Raw genomic sequence first — 17,942 nt, forward strand, 5'->3', positions numbered from 1 at the left:
CCTACCCACCCAACGTGGCGCACGATGAAAGCAATGATTCCGAAGAAATGGTTGATTGCAACTCCCCTGGCCGCCGCAATCGCAGCCCTTCCCATGGCTTATGCGATTTGGCCCTTTGATCCTGCCCTCACCGTCTTTGGTCCAGTTAACTGTAGTACGTGTCAGTTGCAGGCTCGAATTCCAGACAACGCCACGAAGGCGTTCCTTAATAGATACAGAGATGTCGTAAACCAGCAAAGGAAGGGGGGGTTCGAATACTCAATACAGGCAGGCTCCAAGGTCATCGTCTGCAACTCGACGCACTGCGCCACCTATGAGTTGACGGACAGCTATGACTGGAATGGAACCAACCAAGAGCCCATTACGCGTCCGCCCTCCAGTGGTGGCGGCGCTGGCGGCGGCAGTGGAGGAGGTAGTGGTGGCACGGGCGGAGCCAATCTGGGTGGAGGCTGCCACGGTAACTGCGGCGGTAGCGGCAACGGAAGGGTAACGATCAAACCAATTACTCCTATTCGCCCGAAGTAGCATTGGAAGCGTAGAACAGATCAGGCAAGCGGGAACAGCACCTCCCGCTTGCATGAACAGCAACGTTCATTCTGCAACTGCGAGAAGTAGTAGAAGCGCGACTACCGGATCCCGCATCGAGCCGACCCGGATCTGCAGCAGTGGGCACCCAATGAATGGTCATCCCCAGGGGCCTGCCTCGACTGAAATATAGGCGCCGCATAGGCATTGAACGCGAAAGGCACTGCATAGCGGTGCCTTTGAAATGATGCAAGCCATTGGATGAATTGGTGGGCCCACCAGGATTCGAACCTGGAACCAAGGGATTATGAGTCCCCTGCTCTAACCGTTGAGCTATAGGCCCTGTAAGGGTTTCAGGCGGTTTTGCGCGGTCGCCGTTGAAATTTCGGTGTAATCGCGTCGCCGGAAAGCTGTTTCTGTAGGGCCGCCATAGCGTCCTGCATCGAAGCCGCGTGAGTGTACCTTTCGGCCATAGCTCTTGTCTTCCAGCCGCCCATTGCTTGGATGGTGGCCGCATCGAGCCCAGCATGCGCAGCGTTGGTGGCGGCGGTGTGCCGCATCGTGTGCGGGGTCACATGCTTGGCGATGCCCGCGCGCTGCACGCACCGGCCGAACACGGCGTTCATCTGATAGGCCCGGCCACTGCCCGCGCGCTGTGATGGGAACAGGTAGGCCTCAGCCTCCATGCCCTTGATGACTTTGCCCAGGTACTGCGCGAGCACCTGCGGCATCGGCTGCTCGCGCCGGCCAGCCTTGTCCTTGCCGATCCACAGAATCCTGCGTTGCACGTCCACGTCGCCAGCCCGCAGGTTGAGCGCTGCGCTGTGCCGCAGGCCGGTGTAGAGCGTCACCATCACAAACCGATGCGCCAATGGCGACACGTCCTCCTGCGCGGCCAGCAGCAGCCGCTGCGACTCTTCCGGCGTCAGGTACACCAGCTTTCCCTGCGGCTCGCGCTGGCGGGCCAGCAGCGGCGCGGCGTTGAGGATCTTCCGGCGCCGCATCGTGTTGAGCATGTGCAGCAGCGCAGAGCGCTCACGGTTGATCGTGCCCGGGCTGGCGCCCTCGCCCTTCCGGGTGGCCACGTAGGCGAGCCAGTCATCATCGGTCAGCCGGGCCACCGGCCGGCGCCCGAGGTGGGGCTTGATGTGATCGCGGAACCGCCGCTCCTTGGTGTCGATGTCCTTGCCGTCATGCCGGCGGAGATAGTCCAGGTAATCGTCAGCCGCCTGCGCGACCGTCTGCGAGGCGTTGCCTTTGCTCCCCTGCACCCCGTGGGACGCACTGCGTTTTGCGGCCTTGAGCGCGGCCACCACGTCCTCCGCCTGCGTACGGGTGTACCCCTCCGACTCCAGGCCCACCACCTGGTGATGCCGGCGCCTAGCCACCATCACGTTGACCGACCAGCGCCCATCGCCGCTTGCGGTGCGGGTGAAGGTGATCCCGTGTTCGCTGATCGACTGCCCGGGCTTCAGCGCGCGCTGTGCCGACCTGGTGAGCTTGACGTAGGCAGCCACTACTTAGCCTTCTTCACGTCCAGTTCGTGAGTGGTTTCAGCCAAGCGCAATTCGAGCAACGCCTTAAGCGTTTCCAGTTCTTGCATGCTCTTTTGCACCTTCTCCATGTTCTCCTGGACTTGGCGCGCATTGCGCTCAACAGCCTTTCGATAGGCCACCAGGTTGGCCGCAATGTCCTGTGCGAGACCGCCGTCCGCAGCCTCGCCGGCTGAGTACGCCTCGGTGAGTCGAAAAACAATCTCTGCCGACAACGAACGGCCGGAGCGCTCAGCTTCCTCTTCGACCTTCCGCATGAGATCGACCGGAAGCCGCAGTTTGAATTGGTGAAATTCGGGTGCCATGGGCGAATGATGGACCAAAATTGTCCTTGACGGCAACGGACAACAATGGTCCACTGCACTAGAGGGACAACAATGGTCCCTCAATGGACCATCCAACCATGAGACGCCAAATGACCACAAAAGAAACTGCAATCGCTCCGCCAGCCGCAAGACTCGACGCGGCCTCCGCAGCGGAATGGCTGGGGTTGAGCAAGAGCACGCTGGACAAGATGCGATGTGAGGGGCGCGGCCCGCGATACCTGCGGGTGGGCAAGCGCTGCTTTTACCGGCCCGCCGATCTGGACGCCTACCTGGAGGCCGCAGTTGTGGAGACGGCGGACAGCCGTGCGCTGCCCCGCTGAAAGAAAAACGGCCCACCCGGTTGCAGCCGGAGTGAGCCGTGAAAGCCACGTCCGAACCGACCAAGGAACGAACTGACCATGACGCCCATCGTACACCAACCCCTGCCGGCCGCAATCGGGCATTTCCCCGATGCGCTGCCGGACTTTTCTGACACCGCGCGCTGGGCCCAGGTGCTGGTACAGGACAACCTCAACGCCCCGCGCTATGAGCCGGGCGACCTGCTGCATGTGGACCTGCGCCGCAACTACTTCGCCGGCGACGCGTGCTATGCGGTGGAGATTGCTGGGCAGCAGTCGATTCGATTCATCCAAGCCCGCCCCGGCGGCTTGCACGTCTACACACGCAGCAATCCCGGCGCTGCCTACCCGATCCCTCCCGACCTGCTGGTAATCCTCGGGATGGTCATGTACGCCACCACGACGCGGAGGGTCGGATGAGCGCAACCATCATCCCCTTCCCTGCACACCGCATCGTACGGACTCCGCCGCTTTCCGCGCTGTCTGAGGCCCGCCTACAGGCACTCGCCGAGCGCCTGGCAGCTGCCATCGATCGCGCCCCACCCCGCCTACAGGAGCGCGCACCATGAGCCGCCGTCCTGCGGTTGAACCCATCGCATGCGACTGCTGCGGCAAGCCGCTGCTGCCGGTGTTCGGCACGTTCCATCGTGTGGAGCGGGAGTTCGGCTGGGCCTCCCTGCCCTACGTGCTGTGCGGTGACTGCGCCCTACAGCACAGGGGCAACCCGTCCGAGGCCCGCGTGCGCGAGTGGATCATGACGCGCGCGGCGCGCGCTGGGGCGGACTGGTTGCGCGCGGTCACCAACGTGGTCACGCCTCATGGCAGCTGAGAGGAACCGCCGCAAGATCACAGGCCGGCAGTCGAGCGACACGTTCGTTCGGTTGCCCCACTCGATGATGCGGCATCCAGCCTTCTTCGCGCTCAGCGGGGCAGCAATGAAGATGCTCCTGTTCTTGGCCGCGCAGTACAACGGGCGCAACAACGGCGACCTCAGCGCCACAAAGGCGATGGTAGAAGGCGCTGGCGTGTGTGCTGCGAGTAAGAGCAAGGAGCTGCTGGCCCAGCTGGAGGAGGCGGGGTTCATCGTGCAGACGCGACACGGCATCAAGAAGCAATGCCATCTGTACGCGCTCACCTGGGTAGGTATTGATCGCTGCCCCGGCAAGAACCTGGAGATCGCTGCGGGCCCACCACGCAACGACTGGCGAAAAACGCATCTTCAACACCCCTCAGGGGTGCAAACAGAATCGCAATCTCAACACCCCTCAGGGGACCACGTAACACCCCTGAGGGGTGCAAAAGCAGCATGAGCCAGTCGATAAACACCCGTGAGGGGTGCAAATACAGGCAAATCGCCCGTTTTTTACACCCCACAGGGGACCCCCTTATAGATATCTACCAAGCGGGAGCGCAGCGGACGCTTGGCGCTGTTGCTCCTGCGCTGTTGATTCACCCGCTCTCCGCCTCACTGCACCACCGAGCGAAAGGGAACGGGGCGCACCCCATGCGCCCGATGCACCCCATGCACCAGGTTCACCACCAGACATACGGTGATCGACATGGACCGTAGGGGGAGGCGGAAAGTTGAAGCGTCTGCCAGCTCGACACGCGCGCCCCCCTTTCTTCGCGCTTCCGCAGAATTTGAATTTCGGTGCGAGGTCTGTGGTGGACCGCTCCGCGACCAGGCGACCGGCCGACCACGGCGCTACTGCACCGATGCGTGCAGACAGAAGGCACATCGAATTCGGCGCGCGCTGAATTCCGCGTAACGAAACAGGCATCGCCAAGCAACAACAGCGATAAACTGAGCGCGTCCAAGACAGACTGCCCCACGGGCAAACCTGACACTGGGCCGACACTGCGGCAGAGGCAACGCCAAAGCGCGCTCTGAGACCACTTCACCATGGTCCGGGCGCGCTTGTGCGTTTCTGGACCCCAAATAGGGACTATCCAATGCCTCACCACAACGATTACCAGCAGATGCGAGACCGGCACGCAAACCGCAAGGCCGAGGTCTTGGCCAAGGCGGAGCTGGGCAAGCTCGGCGTCAGAATTGACGAGCCAACTACAGACAAGCCGCTGAACCAGATTCCGCGCGCTGAAGCCCTGGCCTATCGAAGCAGCCTACGCCGCGCATCCAATGCATTGTCGGCACACATTCGCGAGAAAGATGGGAACCTCAACGACGCCACCGCTGATGCGATGGACTACATCCACAATGCCATCAACATGGTCAGCGCTGCCTTGGACCATCAAGAACAGATGGACCTGACAGCTGCAAACGCGATGGGCACCATGACCGACGGCGAGCGCCTGCGCGACACCGAAGGCCGCCAGATCGGCACGCTGCTCACCGCATCCGACCTGCAGAACCAGGCAACGATTGCGCGCCGCCTGAACGCGATGCGCGCGGACGGCGACGGCTTCAACAACGGCGACGAGCAGGTAAGCCTGTCAGATTTCATCCGGGGCGTTGCCAACATGCGCACCAGCGATGGTGTACGCGCGGCTCTGAGCGAAGGCACGAACACCGCAGGCGGCTACACCGTGCCGACCGTGCTGATGCCGGGCATCCTCAACGCCCTGGTGCCCGCCTCGTCCGTTCTCAGCGCAGGCGCCAACGTGGCCGTGCTGGATACCTCGGCCAGCTCCTTCAGCATCGCGGCAGTGGACACCATCCCCACCCCAGCCTGGCGCCAGGAACACGGCCAGGTGGCTGAAAGCGAGCCGGCGTTCCGCGCGGTCAAGGTCACCCCGCGCAGCCTGGCGTTCCGCTTCAAGATCTCTCGCGAGCTGCTGGCCGATTCGCTGGGCGGCCTGGACGCTGCGCTCCGCACGGCCATTGCCCAAGCGTTCGCCAAGGAGATCGACCGCGCATCCCTGATGGGCAGCGGCACCGAGCCGGAGATTCGCGGCTTGCGCAACATCCCGGGTATCAACAAGCTGCCGATGGGCACCAACGGGGCGCCGATCACCGACTGGCGCCAGTTCATCCGTGCCCGTCGCCTTATCACCGAGGCCAACGCCCCGGCGCCGGACGTGGCCATTCTGTCGCCGCGCGAAGACGAAACCATGAGCCTGCTGGTGGACACCACCGGCCAGCCGCTGCGCCGGCCGGAAGCCCTGAGCAACTGGAAGTTCCTCACCACCAGCCAGATCCCGACCAACGAGGATGTGGGCACTGCCACCAACGCGGCCGCCATCTACGTGGGCGGTTTCCAGATGTTCACCATCTACATGCGCGAGTCCGTGTCGATCCAGCTGCTGAAGGAGCTGTATGCCGAGACTGGCGAGGTTGGTTTCATCTGCCACACCCGTCTGGACGTGGCATCGGCCTACCCCAAGGCGTTCACCGTCATCGAAGGCGTGACGGACACCGAGTAAAGGGCGGGGCCAGCCGGCGGTGCCCCTGACAACACCGGCAGCCTGGGCGGCGCCAGCGCGATGCGCGTCCTCAGCGTCGTGACCAGGCAACGGGAGGGGGGAGGTCGAAACTTGGAAGGCCTCCCCCCTCGACACGCGCGCCCCCTTTTCTTCGCGCTTCCACAGAATTCAAATTTCAGGCCGGGACACCCATGAGCCTCTATACCCTCACCGTCGACCTGCTGATGAAGACGGGTTCGTTTGAAACGGGCATGACCAAGGCCGAGCGGCTGGCCAGCCAGAAAGCCACGCAGATCCACGCCTCCATGACTCGCGTCGCTACCGTGGCGGGCGCGGCGCTGGGCACCGCTGCCGCTGCTGTTGGCACGGCCGTGTTCACCTGGACCAAGCAGGTTGGGCAGCTGGCCGTGGAGTACGACCGGCTGGGCAAGCTTTCCGGCACCACGTCGCAGGACTTCCAGCGCATGGCCGCAGGCGCCCGCACGGTAGGTATCAGCCAAGAGAAGCTGGCCGATATCTTCAAGGACGTGCAGGAGAAGATCGGCGACTACGCCCAAACGGGCGGCGGCGAGATGAAAGACTTCTTCGACAACATCGCCAAGGGCAGCGGCCTCACCGTCGAGAGCTTCCGCAAGCTGTCTGGCCCCGACGCGCTGGGCCTGTACTTCAAGAGCCTGGAGAAGGCGAACCTCTCGCAGTCGGAGCTGACCAGCTACATGGAGGCCATCGCCAGCGATTCGGCGATGCTGATCCCGCTGCTGCGCAACAACAGCGCCGAGTTCAACCGCATGGGCAACGCGGCGGAGGCCGCAGGCAGCATCATCGACGTGCAGCTGACGCAGGCAATGCTGGGCATGCGTGATGTGACCAACCGGGCGGAGCTGTCCCTGCAAGGCATGAAGGTGCAGGTGGTATCGGGCATCATGCCTGCCCTGCAGGACTTCACCGACCAGCTCGACGCGGTGGCAGTCAACGGCAACTTCGCAAAGGAAGCGGCCGACGCGCTCTCCGGTGCCATCCGGGGCGTCACCGACGCGGTGCGGGACGGCGGCGCCGTCGTGGACTTCTTCGACCGCATCCGGGGCGGCCTGGTGGGCGTCGAGAAGCAAGGCCATGCCGCGTTCAAGCTGGCGACCGGCCAATACGCGTTCGGCGGTGGCGGCTGGGAGGGCTTCAAGAGCGAGTACGCACAAGGCACTGCCTATGCCGACAACGGCTGGAAGGCGATGCAGCCCAAGACCACCAGGCGGCCCAGCGTCACTGTGCTGGAAGGATCGGAGCGCATGCCCGAATGGGCGTTGTTGCCGGCCACGCCGGACGCCTACGAGCCACGCAAGCCAGCGAGCAAGGGCAGCGCAGCGAAGACCGGGAGCGCGGCGTACGACCGTCAGGCCGAGCTGCTGCGCCGCTACACCGCAGAGGCGGACATGGCTGCTGCCACGATGGCCGGCCCGCTGGCCGAGGCCGAGCAGAAGCACAAGCAGCGCCTGGCCGAACTGAACAAGGAGCTGGCCGCCGGCAACATCACGCGCGCTGCCTTCAACACGCTGGAGAAGGAATCAGCGGCACAGGTTGCGGCCACCACCGCCGAGCTGGACAAGCGCAAGCGGGCGCCGCAGGCGCTGCTGGACACCATGAGCGGCGAACTCGACATGCTGCGCCTCATCGGGCCTGCACGGGAGCGCGCGCGCCGGGAGATGCAGAACCAGCGGGACATGCAGGAGGCCATCAACGAGGCGAACGCGGCCGGCGCGGGCATCACCGCCGACCTCAGCGCCTCGCTCATGGCGCAGGCGCGCGCTGCGGCTCAGGCCAGCATCGACGCGGATAAGTACGCCGCCAGCCTGCAGCAGTGGGCCGACGTGGGTACTTACCTGGTCAGCGACACCGCCGACGCTATGGCCAACTTCGTCGCGGGCGGCCTGCGCGATTGGTCGGGCATGTGGGACGACATGAAGGACGTGGCCAGGCAGGGGCTGCGCGACATTGCTCGCCAGCTGCTGGAGCAAAAGCTGGTGCTCCCGATTCAGACCCGCATCATGGACGGTATCAATGGACTCGGCAGCGGCAACGGGCTGAGCCTCAACAGCATCCTGGGAATCTTCGCGGGCAACGGCACCGCCGCAGGCGGCCAGAACGCCGGCAACATCGCCAGCCTGCTATCGAAGGGCCAGAGCGCTATCGGGTTCACTCCCGGCGCCGCAGCCGCGGCGGTTGGCTTCGGCCCGGACACCATGATGGGCTTCGGCAACAACGTGGCTGCACTGACGGGAGGTGGCACGGCCGCTGCCAGTGGGGCCGGTGCCGCAGGAGCCGCTACCGGTGCGCTTGGCGCCGTGGCGGCGTTCGCTCCCTACGCTGCCCTGATCGCGATGGGTATGCAGATGGCCGGCAGCGCCTACAAGGAAGGCTTCGGGCTGGAGAACCAGGACAAGTTCGACCTGCTCAAGCGCGGCCACTTCGCCTCCGGTGGCCTGCTGACGCCGGTCATGCTCGACAGCATGTCGCTGGACGTGATCGGGCGCGCGCTGGGCATGAACAGCAAGACGGCGGCGATCTTCTCGGGCAGCTCGCTACTGGGCAAGGCGTTCGGGCGCAGTGCGCCCAAGATCACCGGTCAGGGCATCACGGGTGATTACGGGTTCGGTGGACTGGACGGGCAGAGCTACGCCGACGTGAAGCAAAAGGGCGGCTGGTTCCGCTCCGACAAGAAGTGGACCCAATACGGGGCGCTGGATCCGGGCATCGATCGCACGTTCGACATGGCGGCCCGGCAGATTCGCGGGGCGACCATGGGCCTTGCCGACCAGCTCGGCGTGGACCTGAGCAAGCAGCTGGCCGGGGTCAAGGTGAGCCTGGGCAAACTGTCGTTGTCGGCGGATTCGGCAGAGGCGCAGCAGCAGCTGGAATCCTACCTCGCCGGCATGCAGGACCGGCTTTACACGGAGGCCGTCAAGGCGGCGGGTTTCGGCGGGCAGTTGGATGGCTACTTCGACTCGGCGGACGTGTTCGCGGCGCTGGGTGCATCCATCGAACTGGCGGTGGGCAATGCCGACGAGCTGGGCCGCGCACTCAACGGTCTGGAGATCGACAAGGTGAACAAGGCCGTGGACTACTTCCAAGACCTGGCCGGCGTCGCCGGTACGGACCTGTCCACGCAGATCAACAAGGTGTCGGGCCTGCTGGGCAACTACTCGACCCTGATGGCCGACGTGTCCACGCAGCTGCTCACGGGCGACCTGACCGCCTACCAGCAGCAGGCACTGAGCATTGAGCGCACCTACCGCCAACAGGTGAAGTCCGCCAACGACTACGCCAAGGCGCTGGGCCTGTCCGGCGCGCGCGCTGAGGACCTGGCCAAGATCGAGGCACTGCGCGCCACCAACATGGGCAAGCTGCAGGCCCAGATCTACAAAGACAAGAAAGCCATTAGCTACGGGCTATCCGTGAGCGACCTGTCGCCGCTGACCGATCAGGAGAAGCTACAGAAGACCATGCAGGAGCTGGAGCGGGCCGTGTCGGGTGGCGACAGCAGCGCGGCGCAGGCGGCCGCACAGGCGGCGCTGGGCTTCGGTCGGAACCTCTACGCCAGCGGCCAGGACTACAACAGCCTCTACGGACAGGTGACGGGCCTGATCGACGGCATGAAGGTGGGCGACCTGGACAAGGGCGGCATCGGCATGGGCGAGCTGGCCGACACCATCGAGGCGCTGCCGGACAACTTCGCGCGCGCTGTGTTCGACCTGGTGGTGGACAACAAGGCGCAGGCCGCGACCACGGCGGCGGTGCAGCAAAGCAATGCTCTGCTCGCGCAGGTGGTCGATCGGTTGGACCGGCTCGAGGCCGTCACGACGCAGGGTATACGCAACACCAGCAGCAGCGAGCTCCGCAAAGCACTCAACGCCAAATAAGGGATCGGGTGCATTATCTATTTGCACCCTTGAATTTGCGCAGTAGCAAAATAATACCACTCACAAAATCATAGGCAAAAAATATATAAACCAAGCCAGATCAACAACTTAAAGTTGTCAAAATCCAGACAAAGGAGATAATAACTTAACAAGTTTGAACTTTCATTTGCACCACCTTTAAATGCGCCATCCGCACGGCGACAGACAGGTAGCAAATGAACTTCCAGACCAATCTAAGTTATCGATCAAGCTCCATGAAAATATCCGCAGGGGCTCATGAACACCGCTTCGCGGCGCGATGCCGCAGCGTTGACCTATCCGCCACGTGTAATTTCAGTGTAACCGTGTCGGAAATTACACAGTGCATCTGGCGACTGGGAGCAATCGCGAGCAAGCCGCTCCTGCTGAAAATCGCCTATTTTTTGGCTCACTTGCTACATGCGGGTGATGGCTGATATGCGCGGCTGGTGGATTATGAGTCCCCTGCTCTAACCGTTGAGCTATAGGCCCGGCGCAGCGTCACAGTGTAGTGGAGGCCGCGCCCGATCGGCTACCCGGCGGCGGCAAGCGCCTCCGAAATACGCCCCAGCCGCCTCTCCGCCGCTTCCGCGAGCCATACCTGCCGCCTCAGGCATGCCTGGAACAACGCAACCATCCTTCTGATCTGCTTCAGTCCCTGTTGGTTGTCGCCGCTGAAGCCGGCAAGCAATCCGGCCTCCGACAGCGTCAGCAGCGCATACGTCGTACGGCGTGCAAATCCCAATCGATCCTCGCACTCAACCCGCATCACCTCATCCCAGTCCAGCAGCGGCGGGAAATCGGTTTGCACGGGCTCGGGAACATCGTGCTCCACATCATTCATGGCGTGACTCCAGATGCATGACGAATCAATGCCGCAGGCCGTACGAGCTGCACGTGACCTGCCGCGCGCTTGCATCGGCGCCGGTGATGACCGGCCCGCCTACGGGATGTGTTGAGCATCTGCGCGATCAGCGTGCGACCGTCGCAGGAAAAATTCAAACGGCAGATGCGTCATCGGCAAGCCCCGTCGGGCATGTCCAGGCACCCCAAAAAGAAAAACCCCGCGCCAGGCGGGGTTTCTCTCAACGCTTCACCAGCCGCTGGAAATCAATCGATATCCAGGAAGCTGCGCAGCTGCTCCGAGCGGCTCGGGTGACGCAGCTTGCGCAGCGCCTTCGCTTCGATCTGGCGGATGCGCTCGCGGGTCACGTCGAACTGCTTGCCGACTTCTTCCAGCGTGTGGTCGGTGTTCATGTCGATGCCGAAGCGCATGCGCAGCACCTTGGCTTCCCTCGGGGTGAGGCCGGCCAGCACGTCGCGCACGGTTTCAGACAGGTTGATGTTGGTGGTGTTCTCGATCGGGGACTCCACGTTGGTGTCCTCAATGAAGTCGCCCAGATGGGAATCCTCGTCGTCGCCGATCGGGGTTTCCATCGAGATCGGCTCCTTGGCGATCTTCATCACCTTGCGGATCTTGTCTTCCGGCATGTCCATTTCCTTGGCCAGCTCCTCCGGCGTAGCCTCGCGGCCGTACTGCTGGAGCATCTGGCGGGAAATGCGGTTCAACTTGTTGATCGTCTCGATCATATGCACCGGAATACGGATGGTGCGCGCCTGGTCGGCAATCGAGCGGGTGATCGCCTGGCGGATCCACCAGGTGGCGTAGGTCGAGAACTTGTAACCGCGGCGGTACTCGAACTTGTCCACGGCCTTCATCAGGCCGATGTTGCCTTCCTGGATCAGGTCGAGGAACTGCAGGCCACGGTTGGTGTACTTCTTGGCGATCGAGATCACCAGGCGCAGGTTGGCCTCGACCATTTCCTTCTTGGCCTTGCGCGCCTTGGCTTCACCGTAGGCCATGGCACGGCTGATTTCCTTCAGCTCTTCCAGGTCCAGCTGGGTCAGCTTCTCGATGTCGATCGTCGCCTGCTGTTCGGCGATGATCTGGTCCTTCACTTCGCGCAGGGCCGACGACCACTTCTGCTTGCGCTTCAGTGCGTCTTCCACCCACTCCAGGTTGGTCTGGTTGCCTTCCCAGGAGCGGATGAAGTCCTTGCGCGGCATGCGCGCAGTGACGGTGGCCAGGTTCAGCACGCGTCGCTCATGGGCCTTGATCGACGCCATGGTGTCGCGCAGCTGCTTGGTCAGCACGTCGGTCAGCGGCAGCGGCAGCTTCAGGGTGACGAACACCGCCGACATCTCTTCGCGCAGGCGCGGCAGGTTCTTCTTGTCGCCCTTGGTCGCCGCCTTCTTGAAGGCATTGAAAGCATCGCTCAGCGCCTGCATGCGCGCAGCGACTTCCTCCGGATCCGGACCGGTCGGTGCGGCTTCTTCCTCGCCACCCTCGACGTCATCGTCCTCGTCCTCGTCGCCTTCTGCGTCGGCATCGCTGCTGTCATCGGCAGCGACCGCCGGCGGCGCCGGCTCTTCGTCGGCCAGGTCGTTGAAGCCGACGATCACTTCGGCCAGGCGCTTCTTGCCTTCCTTGTGGGCCTCGTAGTCGGTCAGCAGCGATTCGACCGAAACCGGGAACTGGCCCAGGGCGGCCTGGACCTGCGAAAGGCCTTCCTCGATGCGCTTGGCGATGGCGATTTCGCCTTCGCGGGTCAGCAGCTCGACCGTGCCCATTTCGCGCATGTACATGCGCACCGGGTCGGTGGTACGGCCACCTTCGGTGTCGAGCGCGCTCAGCGCGGCGGCAGCTTCTTCGGCCGCGGTGTCATCGACTTCGCGGTTACCGGTGTTGCCGTCGTTGAGAAGCAGGGTTTCCACATCCGGCGCAACTTCATGGACATCGATGCCCATGCCGTTGATCATGCCGATGATGTCTTCGATCTGTTCCGGGTCGACCATGTCGTCCGGCAGATGGTCATTGACTTCGGCGTAGGTCAGGTAGCCCTGTTCCAGGCCCTTGCTGATCAGTTGCTTGATTTCGGATTGGGCAGGACGTTCGTTGGCCATGTAGTGCTCGCGCCACCGGCTAGGGAGAAATAGGGAACGTAGCATTATACCAGCCCGGGGCCCTGCCTGCCGGGCGGTGGTCCCGGCGGCCTAGGGCCTGAGAAGGAAGGTCACGGGACCGTCGTTGACCAGGCTGACGACCATATGGGCACCAAACCGGCCCGTTTCCACCCCTGGCGCATGATTTTCACGGCAGATGTCGACAAATCGATTGAACCCGCGTTCAGCCTCGTCCGGCGGTGCGGCGCTGGTGAAACTCGGCCGCATGCCCGAACGGGTATCGGCCGCCAGGGTGAACTGGCTGACCAGCAGCAGGCCGCCACCGGTGTCGCGCAGCGACCGGTTCATCTTCCCGGCCTCGTCGGCGAACACCCGGTAACCCAGCAGGCGTTCGGCCATCCGCCGCAGCTGGGCCTCGCTATCCCCCGGTTCCATGCCGACCAGGGCCAGCAAGCCGGGGCCGATCTGCCCCACCACCTCCTCGTCGACATGGACGGCGGCCTGGCTGACACGCTGGATCAGGACGAGCATCGTGGGCTTCCAATGAACGGGGCCGGCCACGATAGCAGCGCCCTTGGCTAAACTGGCGCCGATGAATCCGCAACGCAAAGCCCGGCTGGTCTACCGCGCCACCACCCTGTTCGCCCGCCTGCCCTGGCCGCTGCTGCGGGGGGTCGCACACGCCCTGGCGTGGACGTGGGTTCGTGTCAATGCCCGTGAGAGCCGCGTTACCCGGCGCAACCTGGAACTGGCCTACCCGGAGCTGGACGGTCCTGCACGCGACCGCCTGCACCGCGAACTGCTGCGCTCCACTGCGCTGCAGGCCATCGAGACCCTGCGTTTGTGGAGCCGGCAGCCGGCCGACAACCTGCGGCTGCACCTGAAGCAGCGCCACGGCGAAGCCCTGTACGACGCGGCCCTGGCCAGCGGCAAGGGCGTGATCGTGGCCGCACCGCACTTCGGCAACTGGGAGCTGCTGAACCAGTGGCTGGCCTCGCGCGGGCAGATCGCCATCGTCTACAAGCCGCCGGAAGACGAGGCCAGCGACGCCTTCCTGCAGCTGGTGCGCGGCGGCCAGAACGTGCAGCAGGTACGCGCCGAGGGCCCGGCCGTGCGCCAGCTGTTCAAGGTGCTCAAGGACGGCGGCGCCACCGGCATCCTGCCCGACCAGCAGCCCAAGGCCGGCGATGGCGTGTTCGTGCCGTTCTTCGGCGTGCAGGCGCTGACCATGACCCTGGTCAACCGGCTGGCCGAGCGCACCGGCGCCACCGTGCTGTATGGCTGGTGCGAGCGCATCGGGCCGGACATGGAATTCGCCCTGCACATCGAGCCGACCGACCCGGCCGTGGCCGATCCGGACCCGCAGGTGGCCGCCACCGCGCTCAATGCCGGCATCGAGCGCATCGCCCGCCGCGACCCGTCGCAGTACCAGTGGACCTACAAGCGCTATACGCTGCGGCCACCGGGCAGCGGCGAGGAAGATCCGTATGCGACCGAAGAGCATCCGCACTGACGGCCCCCACGCCCAGGCCCATCCGGCCCCTGCGACCGGCGGCCGCACCACGTTGAATACGACGCCGGCGCCCCCATAGAGACTGCGATGTCCGCCTCCCCCGGTCCCGCCATGCCTGCTGCCTCTTCCCTGTTCGGCGACCCCGCCGCGATCCGCTGCGAACGCGCGGTGGCCGAACTGCGTGCCGGTCGCCCGGTACTGCTCCACGATGGGCAGGGCCAGCGCCTGGCGGTGATTGCACTGGACAGCGCCACTGCCAGCAGCTTCGCTGCCTTCGCCGCTGCCGCACGCGAGCGCCATTACCTGTTCCTGACCGCCACCCGCGCCCGCGTGCTCGGTGTGGAGGCACCGGCAGGCGCGCGCCTGCCGCTGGCAGGGGTTGCCTTCGATGCCCTGCCCTCGCTGGGCTACCTGCGCGAGCCCGGCCCGATGCCGGACGACTGGACGGCCGGCGACGCCTTCGATGCCGGCGCGGTGGAGCTGGCCCGCCTGGGCCTGCTGCTGCCGGCGATGGTGGCGGTGCGCCTGGATGCAGCTGACCGCACCTTCGAGGGTGCTGCTGAAGTGGCGCTCTGCGATCTGGCCGAAGGCGCGGCCCACGCCGCCCACGATTACGAACTGGTCGCCCGTTCGCCGGTACCGCTGCGCGACGTCGGCATGACCACCTTCGCGGTGTTCCGCGGCGGCGTGGCCCAGCGCGACCAGGTCGCGATCATCGTCGGCGAACCGGACCTGTCGGCGGTGGTGCCGGTACGCGTGCACTCCTCGTGCCTGACCGGCGACCTGTTCGGCTCACTCAAGTGCGACTGCGGCGACCAGCTGCGGCGCGGCCTGCGCAAGCTGAAGGAACTGGGCGGCGGCGTGCTGCTGTACCTGGACCAGGAAGGCCGCGGCACCGGCATCGCCGCCAAGATGCGCGCCTACGGCTACCAGCACGACGGCCTGGACACCATCGATGCCGATGCACAGCTGGGCTTCGGTGCCGACGAGCGCCGCTACGGCAGTGCGGTGGCGATGCTGCATGGCCTGGGCATTTCGCGCGTGGCCCTGCTCAGCAACAACCCGACCAAGGCACAGCGTCTGCGCAATGCCGGCATCGAGGTGCTGGACTGCATTCCGGTCACCGGCGAGATCACTGCCGAGAACGAACACTACCTGCGCACCAAGGCCGATCGTGCCGGCCACATGCTGGATGTGGACGCGCTGATCCAGGCTGCCCAGTAGCGCGGTCGACCTGCTACCGTCTGCGCGGTGCGGCCCTGCCGCCACCGCCCGCCCTGCCACCTGACGGAGCCTGCGTGATCGACGTTCCCCTGACCTCCCCGCCTGCCGATGCCTGGCAGTCGCTGCCGCAGCGCGCCGCCCGCCTGGCCGCACTGGAAGGCGCCTTCGGCGGACTGTTCGTGCCGGGCCTGCCGCTGGCCGCGGCCGCGTGGTTCTTCGAGCTGCCCGGCGGCCTGTGGACGGCCGCCCTTGGGCTGCTGATCGGCATCGTCTTCGGCGCGTGGCTTGGCCACCGGCGTTTGACCCGCACCCGCTGGCGGCTGGATACCCAAGGGCTGGGCCTGCGCCGCGACCTGATGTGGCAGCTGGAAACGCGCATCCCCATTTCGCGCGTGCAGCACCTGGACCTGCGCCGCGGCCCGCTGGAACGCCGTGCCGGCCTGGCCACGCTGATCGTGCACACCGCCGGGACCCGCATGAGCGCAGTGACCGTGAGCGGCCTGGACGAGGCCGACGCCGAGCGCCTGCGTGACACCCTGTCCCATCAGCTCGACCAGGACGCCGACGCCCTGTGAGCCTGCCGCCGTCCCTGCCCGCATCGCTGCCTGCCGGTGGCGAGGACCATCGCCTGCACCCGTGGTCGTGGCTGTTCGTGCTGCTGATGCAGCTGCGCCACTACTTCCTGCCGCTGGTGGCGCTGCTGGTGTTCGGCCAGCGCGGTGACCGCGACCCGATGTGGGCGCAGCTGATTCCGCTGTCGGCGATTGCCGCGCTGGTGCTGGTCTCGGTGCTGCAGTACCTCAGCTACCGCTACCGCATCGGCAGCGACGCGATCACCGTGCGCAGCGGACTGCTGGCGCGCAACCGCCGCGAGATCCCGTTCGCCCGCATCCACAACGTGGAAGTGCGGCAGAACCCGCTGCACCGCCTGTTCGGCGTGGCCGAGCTGCGCCTGGAATCGGCCGGTGGCGTGCGTCCGGAAGCCGAAATGCGCGTGCTGAAGCTGGACCAGGCGCTGGCGCTGGAACGACTGGTGCGCCAGCGTGGGCAGGCACCGCAGGCCGCCGACGTCGTGGCCGCCCACTCGATCACCGACGCCGACACCGAACAGGTGCTGCTGCGCCTGTCGAGCTGGGACGTGGTGCGCATGGGCCTGCTGTCCAACCGCGGCTGGGCATTGGCGATCGCCGCCTTCGGCGTGCTGTTCCAGACCGTGCCGCGGCCGGTGATGGACGCGGCCATCCAGCGTGGCGGCCGGGAAGCCTTCGGCTACGCAAGCCACCTGCATCCCGGCGTGGCCGGCGCCTTCCTGCTGCTGGCCGCAGCCTTGCTGCTGGGCTGGCTGGCGCTGCGTGCGCTGTCGGTGGTGCTGACCCTGCTGCGCTATCACGGCTTCACCCTCAGCGAGCAGGACCGCCGCCTGACCGTCTCGGCCGGCCTGCTCAGCCGCACCCGCAGCAGTGTCGCGCGTCGCCGCATCCAGGCCTGGACGCTGCGCGAAACCACCCTGCATCGCTGGTTCGGCCTGCGCCAGCTGCGCATCGACAGCGCTGCCGGCGGGCCCTCGCGCGACGAGGACCGCGCCCTGCGCGAGCTGGCACCGCTGGCACCGGCAATGCGCTGCGAGCAGCTGGTGCAGCACCTGTTGCCTCAACTGCGGTGGCCGCCAGCGCAATGGCAGTCCATTCCGCAGCGTGGCTGGTGGCGGCTGTGCCTGGGCGCGCTGCTGCTGGTGCCGTTGCTGGCAGCGGCCGCGTACTGGCGCTGGGGATCATGGGGCCTGATCGTGCTGGCCTGGCTGCCGGTGGCGCTGCTGGTGGCACATCGGCAGATGGCGCGCATGGGCTGGTATCTGGATGCCCATTACGTGGCCGTGCGCGGCGGCTGGTGGAAGCGCTGGTGGCGCTGGGCCGAGCTGGACAAGGTGCAGGGCCTGCGCCTGCAGCGTTCACCGCTGGACAAGCTGCTCGGCACCAGCAGCCTGCAGCTGGATACGGCCGGTGCGCACGGTGATGTGGCGTTGACCCTGCGCTACCTGCCGCAGGCACAGGCGCAACACGTGATGGAGCAGCTGGCCGCGGCGCTGGCGCGGCGCAAGTTGCGCTGGTAAGCAACACCGGTAGTGCCGGCCGCTGGCCGGCAACCGCAGACATTCCCGAGGTTGCCGGCCAGCGGCCGGCACTACC

Annotated in this window: 16 protein-coding genes and 1 tRNA gene; 11 read left to right on the plus strand and 6 right to left on the minus strand. The window is 65.4% G+C overall.

The genetic code is table 11. From position 1 onward, the window contains the following. The first annotated feature begins 24 nt into the window (after positions 1-24). Positions 25-525, plus strand: a complete 501-nt coding sequence (locus tag AC5P7F_RS05915; RefSeq protein WP_164077778.1) for a hypothetical protein — start codon at positions 25-27, stop codon at positions 523-525. Between the two features lie 267 nt (positions 526-792). Here AC5P7F_RS05915 and AC5P7F_RS05920 read toward each other — a convergent pair. The 3 genes from AC5P7F_RS05920 to AC5P7F_RS05930 all read right to left on the minus strand — a co-directional run bounded on the left by AC5P7F_RS05920 (position 793) and on the right by AC5P7F_RS05930 (position 2,383). Beyond that, positions 793-868: transfer RNA gene (locus AC5P7F_RS05920), tRNA-Ile, on the minus strand. 10 nt (positions 869-878) lie between these two features. After that, positions 879-2,042 carry a tyrosine-type recombinase/integrase gene (locus tag AC5P7F_RS05925; RefSeq protein WP_481462510.1) on the minus strand — a complete coding sequence of 388 codons (1,164 nt, stop codon included), beginning with the start codon at positions 2,040-2,042 and terminating at the stop codon, positions 879-881. Continuing rightward, a complete protein-coding gene (locus AC5P7F_RS05930) occupies positions 2,042-2,383 on the minus strand; it encodes an Arc family DNA-binding protein (protein ID WP_481462511.1) in 342 nt (113 codons plus the stop codon). The genes AC5P7F_RS05925 and AC5P7F_RS05930 overlap by 1 nt, the downstream gene beginning before the upstream one ends. Before the next feature lie 110 nt (positions 2,384-2,493). On the opposite strand from AC5P7F_RS05930, the gene AC5P7F_RS05935 reads away from it, so the two are divergent. From AC5P7F_RS05935 to AC5P7F_RS05960, 6 genes are all read left to right on the plus strand, one after another. Further along, positions 2,494-2,724 (plus strand): helix-turn-helix domain-containing protein, encoded by a 231-nt coding sequence (locus AC5P7F_RS05935; protein WP_134735049.1) that lies wholly within the window; start codon positions 2,494-2,496, stop codon positions 2,722-2,724. Positions 2,725-2,802: 78 nt separating this feature from the next. Beyond that, positions 2,803-3,162: a hypothetical protein gene (locus AC5P7F_RS05940; RefSeq protein ID WP_473823366.1), complete on the plus strand. Its 360-nt coding sequence runs from the start codon at positions 2,803-2,805 to the stop codon at positions 3,160-3,162. A gap of 145 nt (positions 3,163-3,307) precedes the next feature. Beyond that, on the plus strand, positions 3,308-3,571 hold the full coding sequence (locus AC5P7F_RS05945; RefSeq protein ID WP_414611674.1) for a hypothetical protein: 264 nt from the start codon (positions 3,308-3,310) through the stop codon (positions 3,569-3,571). A gap of 106 nt (positions 3,572-3,677) precedes the next feature. Continuing rightward, positions 3,678-4,052, plus strand: coding sequence for a hypothetical protein (locus tag AC5P7F_RS05950; RefSeq protein ID WP_481462512.1), 375 nt, complete (start codon positions 3,678-3,680; stop codon positions 4,050-4,052). Between the two features lie 610 nt (positions 4,053-4,662). Then, positions 4,663-6,126, plus strand: a complete 1,464-nt coding sequence (locus AC5P7F_RS05955) for a phage major capsid protein (protein WP_495204167.1) — start codon at positions 4,663-4,665, stop codon at positions 6,124-6,126. A gap of 191 nt (positions 6,127-6,317) precedes the next feature. Continuing rightward, a complete protein-coding gene (locus AC5P7F_RS05960; RefSeq protein ID WP_495204168.1) occupies positions 6,318-10,037 on the plus strand; it encodes a phage tail protein in 3,720 nt (1,239 codons plus the stop codon). A gap of 550 nt (positions 10,038-10,587) precedes the next feature. Here AC5P7F_RS05960 and AC5P7F_RS05965 read toward each other — a convergent pair. From AC5P7F_RS05965 to dtd, 3 genes are all read right to left on the minus strand, one after another. Continuing rightward, positions 10,588-10,899 carry a hypothetical protein gene (locus AC5P7F_RS05965; RefSeq protein WP_126411400.1) on the minus strand — a complete coding sequence of 104 codons (312 nt, stop codon included), beginning with the start codon at positions 10,897-10,899 and terminating at the stop codon, positions 10,588-10,590. A 266-nt stretch (positions 10,900-11,165) separates the two neighbouring features. Beyond that, complete coding sequence (gene rpoD / locus AC5P7F_RS05970) at positions 11,166-13,019, minus strand: RNA polymerase sigma factor RpoD (protein ID WP_014648552.1); 1,854 nt, start codon at positions 13,017-13,019, stop codon at positions 11,166-11,168. A gap of 90 nt (positions 13,020-13,109) precedes the next feature. Further along, on the minus strand, positions 13,110-13,550 hold the full coding sequence (dtd, locus tag AC5P7F_RS05975; protein ID WP_014648553.1) for a D-aminoacyl-tRNA deacylase: 441 nt from the start codon (positions 13,548-13,550) through the stop codon (positions 13,110-13,112). A gap of 61 nt (positions 13,551-13,611) precedes the next feature. Here dtd and AC5P7F_RS05980 point away from each other — a divergent pair, with 61 nt between their 5' ends. The 4 genes from AC5P7F_RS05980 (at position 13,612) to AC5P7F_RS05995 (ending at position 17,866) form a co-directional block, all read left to right on the plus strand. Next, positions 13,612-14,532 (plus strand): lauroyl acyltransferase, encoded by a 921-nt coding sequence (locus AC5P7F_RS05980; protein WP_134809342.1) that lies wholly within the window; start codon positions 13,612-13,614, stop codon positions 14,530-14,532. 87 nt (positions 14,533-14,619) lie between these two features. Continuing rightward, the gene (gene ribA, locus AC5P7F_RS05985; RefSeq protein WP_041863895.1) at positions 14,620-15,756 is read left to right on the plus strand and encodes a GTP cyclohydrolase II RibA; all 1,137 of its coding nucleotides are present in this window, start codon (positions 14,620-14,622) and stop codon (positions 15,754-15,756) included. Positions 15,757-15,830: 74 nt separating this feature from the next. Next, entirely contained in the window at positions 15,831-16,331 is a 501-nt protein-coding gene (locus AC5P7F_RS05990; protein WP_014648556.1) for a PH domain-containing protein, read from the plus strand. Then, positions 16,328-17,866 carry a PH domain-containing protein gene (locus AC5P7F_RS05995; protein WP_164077777.1) on the plus strand — a complete coding sequence of 513 codons (1,539 nt, stop codon included), beginning with the start codon at positions 16,328-16,330 and terminating at the stop codon, positions 17,864-17,866. The genes AC5P7F_RS05990 and AC5P7F_RS05995 overlap by 4 nt, the downstream gene beginning before the upstream one ends. The last annotated feature ends 76 nt before the right edge of the window (positions 17,867-17,942 follow it).

Source organism: Stenotrophomonas sp. YJH_SMC_105-26 (genome assembly GCF_059368915.1).

Bases quoted from the DNA above. Each gene is read 5' to 3' on its own strand.
- AC5P7F_RS05915 (WP_164077778.1), top strand. From the start codon at position 25: ATGAAAGCAATGATTCCGAAGAAATGGTTGATTGCAACTCCCCTGGCC.
- AC5P7F_RS05930 (WP_481462511.1), bottom strand. From the start codon at position 2,383: ATGGCACCCGAATTTCACCAATTCAAACTGCGGCTTCCGGTCGATCTC.
- AC5P7F_RS05935 (WP_134735049.1), top strand. From the start codon at position 2,494: ATGACCACAAAAGAAACTGCAATCGCTCCGCCAGCCGCAAGACTCGAC.
- AC5P7F_RS05940 (WP_473823366.1), top strand. From the start codon at position 2,803: ATGACGCCCATCGTACACCAACCCCTGCCGGCCGCAATCGGGCATTTC.
- AC5P7F_RS05945 (WP_414611674.1), top strand. From the start codon at position 3,308: ATGAGCCGCCGTCCTGCGGTTGAACCCATCGCATGCGACTGCTGCGGC.
- AC5P7F_RS05950 (WP_481462512.1), top strand. From the start codon at position 3,678: ATGAAGATGCTCCTGTTCTTGGCCGCGCAGTACAACGGGCGCAACAAC.
- AC5P7F_RS05960 (WP_495204168.1), top strand. From the start codon at position 6,318: ATGAGCCTCTATACCCTCACCGTCGACCTGCTGATGAAGACGGGTTCG.
- AC5P7F_RS05965 (WP_126411400.1), bottom strand. From the start codon at position 10,899: ATGAATGATGTGGAGCACGATGTTCCCGAGCCCGTGCAAACCGATTTC.
- rpoD (WP_014648552.1), bottom strand. From the start codon at position 13,019: ATGGCCAACGAACGTCCTGCCCAATCCGAAATCAAGCAACTGATCAGC.
- dtd (WP_014648553.1), bottom strand. From the start codon at position 13,550: ATGCTCGTCCTGATCCAGCGTGTCAGCCAGGCCGCCGTCCATGTCGAC.
- AC5P7F_RS05980 (WP_134809342.1), top strand. From the start codon at position 13,612: ATGAATCCGCAACGCAAAGCCCGGCTGGTCTACCGCGCCACCACCCTG.
- ribA (WP_041863895.1), top strand. From the start codon at position 14,620: ATGTCCGCCTCCCCCGGTCCCGCCATGCCTGCTGCCTCTTCCCTGTTC.